General features: G+C 65.2%; 11 protein-coding genes. 6 read left to right on the forward strand and 5 right to left on the reverse strand.

Annotated features, from left to right (window positions below; translation table 11 throughout):
- The first annotated feature begins 72 nt into the window (after positions 1-72).
- Positions 73-315, forward strand: a complete 243-nt coding sequence (locus ACO6D6_RS11355) for a FitA-like ribbon-helix-helix domain-containing protein (RefSeq protein ID WP_484785359.1) — start codon at positions 73-75, stop codon at positions 313-315.
- Between the two features lie 18 nt (positions 316-333).
- Here the strand turns inward: ACO6D6_RS11355 and ACO6D6_RS11360 are convergent, their stop codons facing one another.
- Positions 334-1,050 carry a TetR/AcrR family transcriptional regulator gene (locus tag ACO6D6_RS11360; protein ID WP_484785360.1) on the reverse strand — a complete coding sequence of 239 codons (717 nt, stop codon included), beginning with the start codon at positions 1,048-1,050 and terminating at the stop codon, positions 334-336.
- A gap of 103 nt (positions 1,051-1,153) precedes the next feature.
- On the opposite strand from ACO6D6_RS11360, the gene ACO6D6_RS11365 reads away from it, so the two are divergent.
- Together ACO6D6_RS11365 and budA are read left to right on the forward strand one after the other, a co-directional pair.
- Positions 1,154-2,098, forward strand: a complete 945-nt coding sequence (locus ACO6D6_RS11365; protein WP_484785361.1) for an NAD(P)-binding domain-containing protein — start codon at positions 1,154-1,156, stop codon at positions 2,096-2,098.
- A 161-nt stretch (positions 2,099-2,259) separates the two neighbouring features.
- Positions 2,260-2,985, forward strand: a complete 726-nt coding sequence (gene budA, locus ACO6D6_RS11370; protein ID WP_484785362.1) for an acetolactate decarboxylase — start codon at positions 2,260-2,262, stop codon at positions 2,983-2,985.
- Between the two features lie 170 nt (positions 2,986-3,155).
- Here budA and ACO6D6_RS11375 read toward each other — a convergent pair whose 3' ends face one another.
- A complete protein-coding gene (locus tag ACO6D6_RS11375) occupies positions 3,156-3,644 on the reverse strand; it encodes a hypothetical protein (RefSeq protein WP_484785363.1) in 489 nt (162 codons plus the stop codon).
- 447 nt (positions 3,645-4,091) lie between these two features.
- Positions 4,092-5,273 (reverse strand): TerC family protein, encoded by a 1,182-nt coding sequence (locus ACO6D6_RS11380; protein WP_484785364.1) that lies wholly within the window; start codon positions 5,271-5,273, stop codon positions 4,092-4,094.
- A gap of 201 nt (positions 5,274-5,474) precedes the next feature.
- On the opposite strand from ACO6D6_RS11380, the gene ACO6D6_RS11385 reads away from it, so the two are divergent.
- The gene (locus tag ACO6D6_RS11385) at positions 5,475-7,367 is read left to right on the forward strand and encodes a penicillin-binding transpeptidase domain-containing protein (protein ID WP_484785424.1); all 1,893 of its coding nucleotides are present in this window, start codon (positions 5,475-5,477) and stop codon (positions 7,365-7,367) included.
- A 201-nt stretch (positions 7,368-7,568) separates the two neighbouring features.
- On the opposite strand, the gene ACO6D6_RS11390 is transcribed toward ACO6D6_RS11385, so the two are convergent.
- Entirely contained in the window at positions 7,569-8,474 is a 906-nt protein-coding gene (locus tag ACO6D6_RS11390; RefSeq protein WP_484785365.1) for a rhomboid family intramembrane serine protease, read from the reverse strand.
- Positions 8,475-8,563: 89 nt separating this feature from the next.
- On the opposite strand from ACO6D6_RS11390, the gene ACO6D6_RS11395 reads away from it, so the two are divergent.
- Positions 8,564-9,790 (forward strand): YibE/F family protein, encoded by a 1,227-nt coding sequence (locus ACO6D6_RS11395; RefSeq protein WP_484785366.1) that lies wholly within the window; start codon positions 8,564-8,566, stop codon positions 9,788-9,790.
- A 22-nt stretch (positions 9,791-9,812) separates the two neighbouring features.
- On the opposite strand, the gene ACO6D6_RS11400 is transcribed toward ACO6D6_RS11395, so the two are convergent.
- Positions 9,813-11,060, reverse strand: coding sequence for an ATP-binding protein (locus tag ACO6D6_RS11400; RefSeq protein ID WP_484785367.1), 1,248 nt, complete (start codon positions 11,058-11,060; stop codon positions 9,813-9,815).
- Positions 11,061-11,153: 93 nt separating this feature from the next.
- On the opposite strand from ACO6D6_RS11400, the gene ACO6D6_RS11405 reads away from it, so the two are divergent.
- A complete protein-coding gene (locus tag ACO6D6_RS11405; RefSeq protein WP_484785368.1) occupies positions 11,154-11,378 on the forward strand; it encodes a hypothetical protein in 225 nt (74 codons plus the stop codon).
- The last annotated feature ends 500 nt before the right edge of the window (positions 11,379-11,878 follow it).

An 11,878-nucleotide genomic window follows, 5' to 3' on the forward strand; every position in this document is an offset into this window, starting at 1 on the left:
AATGTGAAGCCTCTTGATGCGAGAAAGTATCTCCTGAGGTGATCGCTAGCATTTCTGTTGGGAGGTGTAAGCGTGTCCACCATCACGATCCGAGGGCTCAGCGACGAGGTGCGCGATGAGTTGAAACGTTTGGCGGCTTTGAACAATCGCTCCATGGAAGCCGAGGCGCGTGAGGCTCTCACCAGGCACACTCTCGCCAACTCCGTTCGGGCGCGGGCCGATGCGATTCTTGCCGCGGGCTGGCGTCTCCGCGATGCGGGTGGTCCGGTGCTCACGGATGACGACCTTTACGACGAGACGGGTGCGCCCAGGTGATCCTCGACACCTCGGCCATCAGGGACCCGTCTGGTCCTGAAGCTCCTTGAAGCTGCGGTGGGCCAGTTCGTCCAGGAACGCCGCCCCGTTCTCGACGCTGCCGACGTAGTGACCGAACAGTTCCATGTTGATGCAGCCGAACAGTTCGGTCCAGCCTCGCAGGACGATGAGGATCAGCTCGTCGGGAACATCGCCGGGCATTCCCTGCTCACTGATCCAGTGACGCACCCTCGCGAGGTCCTCCCGCAGTGCCGGGGCCGGTTCCGGTGAGTCCGGCAGCGGCGTCGTCCCCGCCTGCGACCTCATGTCCGAGGCGATCCGGGCCAGCAGGATCGAGATCCGGGACGCGGCCGGGATGGTCTCCGGCGGGGCCTGGTAGCCGGGCACCGGGGTGCCGTAGATGAGGCCGTACTCGTTGCGGTGCTCCAGCGCCCAGGTGCGGGTGGCGCGCCACAGCGCCACCCAGCGACCCTCGTGGTCTCCGCGCGGGATCCTGCCCTCGGCCTCCTCGACGGACCGTCCCAGCGACTCGTAGGCGTCGACGATCAACAGAGTCAACAGGTCGTCGCGGCTCTTCACGTAGCGGTACAGGGCGCCGGGGGTGACCTCGAGGTCGCGCGCCAGGGACCGCATGCCCAGCCCGGAGGCTCCCTGCTCGACGAGGTGCCGGTGTGCGACCTCTAGCAGTCGCCGCGTGAAGGCGTCGCGGGCCTGGCGGCGTGGGATGGGGGTCATGGTCCCAGTCTCGCACGACACGAAGAACAAAACCGTGAACGCTGTTTACAAAATGGCGTGAACGGTGTTTACTGTTCTTGGGGGCGACAGAATCGGAGGAGACATGGAACACATCACCGTCATCGGAGCAGGACCGCTCGGCAGGGCCGCGACCCGCTCGCTCGTGGAGGCCGGGCACCGGGTCACGGTCGCCACCCGCAGCAGCACGCGGCTGCCCGGAGCGCAGGCCGTCAGGGCCGATGTCGTCACGGGCGACGGCCTGGAGACGCTCGCGCCCGGGGCAGCGATCGTCGCCTGCTGCGGCATCACCTACACGATCGCCGGGTGGCGCCGCGACTGGCCCCTCGCCATCGACAACCTCATCAAGACGGCGGAGCGGCAGGACGCGACCCTCGTGGTCACGGGGAATTACTACTCCTACGCGCGCGGCCGGATGCCGATGCGCGCCACCGATCCCCTCGACCACCCGCCGTCGGCTCTGGGTGAGGTCCGGGCCGAGGTGTCCCGCAGACTGTTCGCCGCCCACGAACAGGGGCGCATCCGCGCGGTCGAGGTGCGGGGGTCGTCCTACCTCGGGGCCGACGCGGGGCCGGGCGCCTACCTCGGGCCGCGGTTCGTGGATCCGCTGCTGGCCAAGGGGGCGACGAGCGTCCTCGGCGATCCCGACCTGCCCTACACCATGACCGCCATCCCCGACTTCGGGCGTCTGCTGGCCCGCGCCGCCACCGATCCGGAGATGCCCGGCCGGGCCTGGCACGTCCCCAGCGCCCCGGCGGTCAGCGTCCGCGACCTGGCCCGGATGTTGCTGCGTGCCGCCGGTCGCGACGACGAACCGAGGTTGCGCACCATGCCGGCGTCGTTGCTGCGTGCGCTGGGCTGGTTCTCCCCGACGCTGAGGGCGGTTAGGGAAACCCTCTACCAGAACACCGAACCCTTCGTCGCCGACGACACCGACACCCGCGAACTGCTCGGCGAGACCCACACGCCGCTGGAGGAAACGGCGACGGACATCGTCGCAGCCCGGGGTGGGGGTGGGAAAGCTGCTTGAGTCGGACTGCTCGCTAGTGGGTGGGTCTGCTTGCCGGGTGCGGGTGGTTTCGACTCAGCCGTTCGCTGGCGCTCACGAGCTGGCTCAACCAGTTTCGGAAGGGAGAGGCGCTCACGTGCTGGTTCAATCGGCTGTGAGAGCGGGGCGTCTACTGTGGGGGCATGACCGCACATGCCGTCACCCGCCACGAAATCTTCCAGACCAGCCTCATCTCCGCCCTCGTCCAGGGCGTCTACGAGGACGAGATGACCCTGGCCGAGCTCCTCGGCCACGGTTCCTTCGGCATCGGCACCTTCAACGGGCTCGACGGCGAGATGATCATCCTGGGTGGTGTCTGCTACCGACTGCGCGGTGACGGGTCCGTGACCGTGCCCGAGTTGACGGAACGCACCCCCTACGCCGTCGTGACCAATTTCGTGCCGAGCCTGAGCCGCTCCGTGACGGGACCGATGACCCGGGAGGAGTTCTCCCGGGCCATCGACGCCTTCGTACCGAGCTCGAACTACATGTACGCGCTCCGGGTGACAGGCCGATTCGCATGGGCAAGCGCACGCACGGTGACGAAACAGGACCGTCCCTATCGGCCCATGATCGAGGCCACCGACGGCGAGGAGGTCGCCCGCCACGAGGACTTCAATGGGACGATCGCCGGTTTCCGCACACCCCTTTACGAGTCCGGCATCTCGGTGGCAGGCTGCCACGCCCACATCATCGACGACGACCGCACCTGGGGTGGACACCTGGTGGATTTCGTCCTGGAGGAGGGCGAGGCCGAACTGTGCCTGGGCACCGACTTCCGCATGCGGCTGCCTTTGACCGAGGAGTTCCGCACCGCCGACCTGTCGGAGGACAAGACCGAGGAGATCCGCCGGGTAGAGCACCACTGAACCGTGGGCATGGTCAGTTCCCCGTCCTCGGGAGTCCCGGTTTCAGGGGTGATTTCGATGGAGGGGTGGGGTCGGCAGCTCGGGCCGAGGGGAGCGTTCCCAGTGTGAGCAGAAGCGCGATCATCAGAATGAGCGGTGACTTGAAGTGATCTCTTCCCTTCGTCTTTCTCTCATTGGTGGAAGATGCTGGTGTAGAGAGACGCCCCGGGATATCTGCTGTAGGTGTTGGTTTCGGAGATGATCAATGTGACTGATAGTGAATCGATTATTTTGGATGCTCCAGTCGACCGAGGTGAACCGATGGCTGGATCCTCGGTCCAGCCATCCTTGGTTGCTGTCTCCAATATCAGTCTACGAGCATCTTCCGGGGGAATCGTGAGCTTGTAGAAGTTCGTGATGTTTGGTTGCTTAGGTTCGAATCCTTCATATTTTGTTTCTTCAGTAGCCAGCAGCTCTATTCCGGGCCATGAGGTTTTCATAATGCTTTGGTCTCGGAGGGCTTGCATTCTGCTGTGCCAGACTCGGCCGGACGCATTGAGCTGCTGGTGTAACCAGATGCCGGTCCCTGTCGCGGCAATCAGAAGCATGATTGCCATGGTGATGCATCCGTACTTGACGTATTTGGTTTTTATTGCGATCTGTTTTTCGCCGTGGCTCATCTGGAAGCTGCCTCACCAAGGTTTCTGCGGCGAAGACGAATTGAATTTTCCACGACCGTCTTGGTGTTGCATGCCGGCCTCCTTGCTCGGTGCTGGCAACGCTACGTCACGCGGAGAGCTGATGGCAAGAGATCTGGTGGAAATAGCTACGGAATTCCGGGGCGATTGATGCGTTGTTGAATGGCACATGGGCTTTGACAAGGGGTTTCGCTGCGGTGTGCCTGTTCACGTCGCTCAAGCCTGTGTGATGGCACCGACGTTTGACCGACGGGTCGGCTTGCGGTGGACGGGGGGTTTCGACTCGGACTGCTCCTTCGTCGCAGTCCGGCTCAACCAGCTTCGGAAGAGGAGGGGTGCTCACGTGCCGGCTCAACCAGCTTCGGAGGGGGGGTTCGGCTCGGCCTGTTCCCTCCCCGAAGAGCGCTGCTTTCCGCGGGGAAGGTGGGGTCAGGCCAGGTCGCCGTGCATCTTGTGAACCTTCTCCAGGGTCGTCTCCAGTCCGCTGGAGTGCATGTAGTCAGCGACGTACTTGGGGTTGTACTTCTCCAGTTCCGCTTCTCGGGTGACGATGTCCTGGTACAGGGCCTCGCGTTCCTCGTCGGTGTTGTGGTACTCGGTGTGCAGGTAGGAATGGGCCCGGCGGTCCAGGCTGCGGATGGCGCTTGCCACGAGACCCTTCCGGCTGAGTAGGGAGACCGCGACGGTGATCGTCAGGATGGTGAGGATCACGATCAGCGAGTCGATGTCACCGATGTCCCACACGTCGACGTGATGGCCGCCGTTGATGAACGGCACGTTGTTCTCGTTGAGGGCGTGGAGGATCAGTTTGATGCCGATGAACCCGAGCACCGTGGTGAGCCCGTACTTGAGGTAGATCAGGCGGTCCAGGAGGTCGTCGATCAGGAAGTACAGCTGCCGCAACCCCATCATCGAGAACGCCGTCGCCGTGAACACCAGGTACACGTTGGTGGTGACGCCGTAGACGGCGGGAACTGAGTCCAGCGCGAACAGCAGGTCGGTGCCGCCGATGGCGATCATCACCAGCAGCATCGGGGTCAGCACCTTGCGGCCGTTCTCGATGGTGAACAGTTTGTCGCCGTCGTAGTGGTCGGTGGTGCGCAGGTACTTCTTCGCGATGCGGATGACGAAGTTGTCGGCGTCGCCGGACTCCCCGTCCTCCGGGGCCAGCATTCGCCCGGCCGTGATCATCAGGACCAGACCGAAGATGTAGAAGGTCCAGCTCCACGCCTCCAGCATCGCCTTGCCGAGCGCGATGAACCCCGACCTCGTAAGCAGCGCGAAGACGATCCCGAACAGCAACGCCTTCTGCTGATCCTGCCTGGGTACGGCGAATGACCCCATGATCACCAGGAAGACAAACAGGTTGTCGACGCTCAGTGCCTTCTCCAGCAGCCAGCCGTTGAAATACTGGGTGCCCATCTCGACGCCGCCGAAGACGGTCACCGCGACCCCGAAGAGGATGGCCAGACCCACGTAGATGATGGACCAGACGGTGGCTTCCTTGAGGGTGGGGGCGTGCGCCCTGCGGACGTGGACGAAGAAATCGAAGGCGAGCAGGCCCGCTATGAGCAGCAGGGTCAGGACCCAGATCCAGAAAGGGACGGACAACCGGTTCACTCCTCGATAGAGATTCGAAGGGCAGTCGCGGGTCGATCCGGGAAAGCGATCTGGGCGACCTCATCAAGGGTACCCGTCCCGGCCGGGGGCAACAATCGTCATCCACTCCGTGCCGTGAACCTCCCGTCGGTTGTGATGGTGGGCCCCGGTAGTCTCGTGGCAGCGAAGTTGTGGAAGGGAGCCGACGTGACCATGAAGACCCCCCGGAGGGCTGTGTTGGCCGCCGTGACGGCCTCGGCGCTGCTGTTCACCGGGTGCTCCCCCGGCGGTTCCGGGCAGGAACGCGACACCCCACCCGACGGGGTGCCGGCCGCTGACGACGTGGTGGCGGGGCTCGCCGCGGGAATCCAGAAACTGGACCTCACGGGCGTGGCGCTGTCCACCCCGCCGGCCGACGCCACCACCGAGCTGAAGACCATCTTCGCGGGCATGGACGACATCACGCCGACGGTGGAACCTGCGGGAATCCGCTACGCGGCCGACGGCAAAACCGCCACCGCGCACCTCAACTACACCTTCCCCGTCGGCCAGGAAGGCTGGAAGTACACCACCACCGTCCCCCTGGAGAACGCGGACGGCAGCTGGCAGGTGACGTGGTCGCCGACGGTGGTGCACGAGAAACTCTCCGCCACGACCCGCCTCAGGCACCAGCGCAGCTGGCCGAAACGCGCCGCCATCAACGACCGCGACGGGGTGGCGCTCGTCGAGGAACGCACCGTCTACCAGGTCGGAATCGACAAGTCGAAGTCCGAGGAGTCCACGTGGCAGGCGGCCGCCACCCAGCTGGCACAGCTGCTCAAGGTCGACGCCGCCGAGTACACCCAGAAGGTCCTGGCGGGTGGCCCCAAGCAGTTCGTGGTGGCCAAGACCGTCTCCCAGGACCAGATTCCCTCCACGGTTTCCAGCATTCCCGGGGCCTTCGTGAAGGAGTCCACCGCCAGCGTCGCGCCGTCGGACACGTTCGCCATCGGCCTGCTCGGTAGGGTCGGGAACCCGTCGAAGGAACAGGTGGAGAAATCGGGCGGTGCCCTGATGACCTCGGACATGGTCGGGGTCAGCGGCCTCCAGCAGCGCTACGACGAGCAGCTGCGTGGGGCTCCGAAGGTAAACATCGACGTGGTGGGGCGTTCGGGCCAGAACGTCGATCCCGTCTCGTTGTTCTCCCAGGAGGCAAGCGTCGGCAGCCCCATCCAGCTCTCGCTGGACCGCGCCATGCAGGAGAAGGCGGAATCGGTGCTCAACAGCCACGTCAGTTCCGGGATCGCGTCCCTGGTGGTGCTGGACGTCAAGGACGGCGGGGTGCTCGCCGCCGCCAACTCGACGGGCGCGGGTGAATACCCCTACGCCACCTTCGGGAATTATGCGCCCGGGTCGACGTTCAAGGTCGTCTCGTCGCTGGCGCTGCTGCGCGAGGGCCTGCGCGCCGACTCGGTGGTGCAGTGTCCCGCCACCATGCAGATCGGCAATCACACGCTGAAGAACTACGACGGCTACCCGGCCGACAAGACCGGCAGCATCACCCTGACCCAGGCGGTCGCGAACTCCTGCAACACCGCATTCGGGACCAACGCCGACAAGGTATCGCAGGAGAAACTGCAGCAGGCCGCCGCCACCCTCGGGGTGGGCACCGACTACGACGCCGGGTTCGCCTCCAACTTCGGGAAGGTGCAGTCCGCCAACGCCCCGCTGGACCTCTCGCTCAGCATGATCGGGCAGGGCAGCATCGAGATGTCGCCGCTGGGCATGGCGGCGGTCTCGGCCAGCGTCGCCTCCGGTGAGACGCGCATCCCGTGGCTGGTGAAGGGACACGAGGCGAAGTCGACGGCCACACCACTCAGCCCCGACGAGGCCTCGCAGCTCCAGACGCTGATGAAGGCCGTCGTCACGGAGGGGTCGGGCAACGTCCTCCAGGGAGTCATGACCGGCGCCAAGACCGGCACCGCCGAGTTCGGCGACGCCGCCGCCGACACCGCCCACGCCTGGATGATCGCCTGGAACGACAAGTACGCGGTGGCGGCCTTCGTCCAGGACGGCCAGTCGGGATCCGGGACAGCCGGGCCGCTCATCAAGGCCATGTTCAGCTAGGCCCATCCCACACCAAGCTGATTGAGCCGATCCTCGCGAGCGTGAATGAATCCGAAGCTGGTTGAGCCGATCCTCTCGAGCGTCAGCGAGTTGGTCGTGTCGAAACCATGGTGAGGGTGGATGGGCCTGGTTTTGGGTGTCAGATGGTTTCGACTCGGGTCGCTCGTTCCTCGCGACCCGGCTCAACCGGCTTTGGGAGGGTCAGCCCGCGACCGTCACCACTCGCAACGCGATGGCGGCGACGGTCAGTGCCGCGACCAGACCCAGCAGTGGCCACTGCCAAAGTCGTCGTTGCTCACGGGGAAGCCAGATCAGGGCGGCGGTGACGGCCATGCCGCCGAGCAGGCCACCGAGGTGCCCCTGCCAGGAGATGAAGCTGGATCCCACGAAGGTGATGGCCACGTTCACGCCCAGCCAAACGAGGATGGTGCGCACGTCGCCGTGGTGTTTCCAGGCGATCAGCAGCACCGCCCCCATCATCCCGAAGATCGCCCCGGAAGCGCCCATGGTCGTGGTGTAAGGGGCGGAGAACCACACCACCGCCGCCGACCCGGTCAGCGCCGAGACCAGGTAGAGCGCCAGGAACCGGGCCCGGCCCAGCACCATCTCGAGCTGCGGGCCGAGCACGTAGAGGGCCACCATGTTGAAGGCGATGTGGATGACGTCGAGGTGGGTGAAGGCATTGGTCAACACCTGCCACCAGGCCCCGGATGCGACGCCCTCTGTCCACGTCGCCCCGAGAGCGGCGCACTGGGCGGGGGAATCCACCGCGAGGATGTAACGCTCCGTCGCGCAGAATCCCTGGGTCTGGATCGCCAGCATCCTGAACAGGGGGCTCTTCTCGCCTCCGGTCAGCAGGATGGCCAGCCAGATCACCGCGTTGATACCGACCAGCACCTGCGAAGTCAGGGCGGGTCGGGTGCTGCGGGCGCCACCGTAGGGCAACTGCCCCTGACGGGTCTGCCTGCGACCCGCGGCGACGCAGTCCGGGCACTGGAAACCGACAGAACCCGCCACCATGCACCGGGGACAGATGGGACGGTGGCAGCGTTGGCAGACGATCCCCGTGGCCTGGTCGGGGTGCCGGTAGCAGACGCTCTCTAGCATGGCCGCAAGGCTACCCGCCGGGATCGTTGCCCCGCGCGATCCGTTTCGAAACGGTGTGGGGCCGGACCCGCCGAGTATCGTGTTTTCCCATGGGCGCAGGGCATTCGCATTCTCATTCAACGGAGGGACTGGAACACGTCGGGGTGAACTGGACGGCGCGCAACGTCCTGATCGGGTTCCTGGCGGTGATCGGGGTGCTCGCGGTTGCCGGGCTGATCTGGCTGTGGCCGTCGGGACAGGACCTCTCCTCGATGGTGAAGAAGGTCTACGACGCCCAGAACCTGACCCACGAGACCGCCACCATCACCGAGATCAAGGACGGTTGCGACACCCAGCAGGTGGGGCAGGCGAAATGCCTGACGGCGACGATCACCGTCAACACCGGCGAGGACGCGGGCAAGTCGGTGGAGATTGCACTGCTAGGCCCGCAGGCGCAGTCCGGGTTGAGGGCCGGGGACGTGGTGGAGGTGAACCGCATCAACGCCGGTGACGCGCCCGTGTGGTCCTATTCGTCGGCCAACCGTCTCCCGGTGCTGGGGGTGCTGGCCGCGCTGTTCGTCGTCGTGGTGCTGGCGGTGGCGCGCTGGAAGGGATTGTTCGCGCTGCTGGGGCTCGTGTTCGCCGGGGCGGTGCTCGTCGGATTCATGCTGCCGGCGCTCATCACCGGCAAACCGGGTATCGTCGTGGCGCTTGTCGGGGGTACGGCGATCATGTTCGTGGTGCTCTACGTGGCCCACGGTGTCTCGATCCGGACATCGACGGCCCTCGCCGGGACGCTGCTCGGGCTGGCGGTCACGGTCGGGTTGGGGGCGCTGTCCGCGGAATTCGCCCGGTTGTCGGGTTTCGCCGACGAGAACGAGTACGACCTGGCGCAGCTCCTGCCCGGGATGAACTTCCGGGAGCTGTTGATGGTGGGCATCATCGTCGGTGGGCTCGGTGTGCTCAACGACGTGACCATCACGCAGAGCTCGGCGGTGTGGGAGCTGCGTGCCGCGGCCCCGGCGATGGGTCGCGGGAAACTGTTCGCCGCCGGCATGCGGATCGGTCGCGACCACATCGCGTCCACCATCTACACCATCGTCTTCGCCTACGCGGGTGGTTCCATGGCGGTGCTGCTGCTGCTCTACTTCACCGACCGTCCCGCCACCGCCCTGCTGAACGCGGAAATGTTCGCGGGCGAGATCGTCCGCACCCTCGGCAGCGCCATCGGCCTGGTGCTGAGCGTCCCCATCACGACCGGCATCGCGGCCCTGACCGTCGCATCCCCCGAACCGGAACCGCGGGGACGGCACGCGGTGGGTGTCGAGGTGGGGTGAGGGAAGGTCGGATCCTCGCCCTTCAGGACAGCAGTCCTAGGGGAATGACCGCGACCCCGTCGTCGCGACGGTAGGCGTATTCGCCGGTGGTGACGACCACCTTGTCGACGAGGCGCCCACCGATGCGATCGCCCAGCCAGTGGAGGTGCCGCACATCGGCATCGTCGGGGTCGCGGGCCAGTTTGACCTCGATGGCCACCACCCTGCCCGCGGTGTTCTCGACGATGAGGTCGATCTCGTGGTCCCCGTTGCGGGTCCGCAGGTGCGATGTCCGCAGCCCGGCGGCCGTGGCGCGCGCCCTCACGCACAAGGTGACCAGGGACTCGAAGAGCTGCCCCAGGATCTCCCCCGAGCCCGGGGAGCCGCTGAGCAGCTTCGCGGGGGTGACGTCGAGGAGACGAGCCGCCAGCGCCGGGTCGAGCAGCTGATGCTTTGGCCCGGTTTTGAGCCTGGCCAGTGGGGCCAGCGATGTGGTCCAGCCCGGGACGGGGTCGAGCACCCAGATCCGGGTGAGGAGGTCGCGGTAGGTCTGGGTTGCGCCGCGGCTGGGTTTGTCGGTCTCGCCGGCGGTTGCCGCCCCCAGGATTGCCGTGTAGGAGGCCGTCGTTGATGTTGCGGCGGCGTAGGCGGTGAGCCAGGCCATCAAGGCCTGAGGGCGCCGGACCAGCACCCCCTCCTCGGGAAGGTCGCGGTCGACGATGCGGGCGAGATAGCTGTCGAGCTGGAGGCCCAGGGCGGCGGGACGGATGCCGCGCAGGCCGGGCAGCCCGGAGGCGCATATTTCCTCGGCGTAGTCGGGCAGTCTGAGCGGGCTGTGTCCCTCGATCGTCGCTTCGCGTTTCAGGAGCTTGGCGACATCGATTCCGCCCGGGGCGACACCGCGTTCGGTGAGCGACATCGGTCGCATGACGAGGGATGCGATGCGTCCCGCGCCGGAATGGCTGGTGGTGCCGGGCCGTGGGGTGGCGCTGCCGGTGAGCAGGACGGCCAGGTCGCGGCGACGGTCCACCGCGCGACGGATGCGATCCCACACCGGCGGATAATGCTGCCATTCGTCAATGAGGACCGTTTCGTCGACGCCGAGCAGGGCATCCGTGTCGGCACGCAGCGCTGCCAGGGTGTGTGGGTCGTCGAGTTCAAGGACACGCTGCACGCGACGGCGTGCGGTCTCGGTCTTGCCAACTGCCTTTGCCCCCTCGATCGCGATGGCGGGCACGTCGGGGAAGACCTCGTCCAAGAAGTTGTCCAAGGCTCTGCGCAAGTACTTCACAAGCCCTACCATACAAAACGCAGGATTCCTACTGGTCAAAACGCATGATTTCTACCAGCCAAAACGCCGAACCGTGGCAGGTCGGGACGAGCGGTGGAGATCCTCGTCCGCAGCGTCGAGCAGGATTCTTCCCTGGGAGGCCGCCCGTTCCTCGGCGCGCCGCAGCAGTCCTTCGTCCAGCGCGATCGTGGCGTGCGTGGTTGCATCAAGGCATTCGGCGTCTACATCAGGGCAGGTTTGTGGTCGTTGGCTCTTCCCAAACGCAAAGGACCGGCCCTGGACTCCCGCCGGAGCGGGCAGCGGAACCGGTCATGTTGATGCCCAAGGTAGCACAGGCCACACCGGGCAATGGGCGTAGTCCGCAACCCCTGTGTCGGGGTGGTAGCTACGGTTGTCATCGACGCTGGATGCGCCAGTGCCGATGTAGAGGTGAAGTATGACACGGCGACTCTTTCGATTCCGATGGTCCGCTCTTCGAAAGTGCAACAACAGGGTTTGAGCTTCCCCTGACGCAAGGGGAAGTCGATTCGCTAATTTCCGTGATAGAAGCAAGAGTAGGCCGTCTGCCATTGATTCGAGAGAACTGAAAATAGAGGTGCGTCTAGAGGCTTGTTCGTAGGGTGCATGCTACTTGACGAACCCTTTCACGGAGCAGAATTGAGGATGGTTGAGAACGGGCTGCTTGCTGATCATTCAGCGATCTATTAAATCTCTGATTTGACGTGAATCAAAGACGGTTTCTATTGAAACTGGAGTTGGGATTAATTCGAGAGTTAAATAACTTTTCTGGTAACATTGTCCGAGGCTTCTGTGGAGTC

Source organism: Arachnia sp. (genome assembly GCF_057238465.1).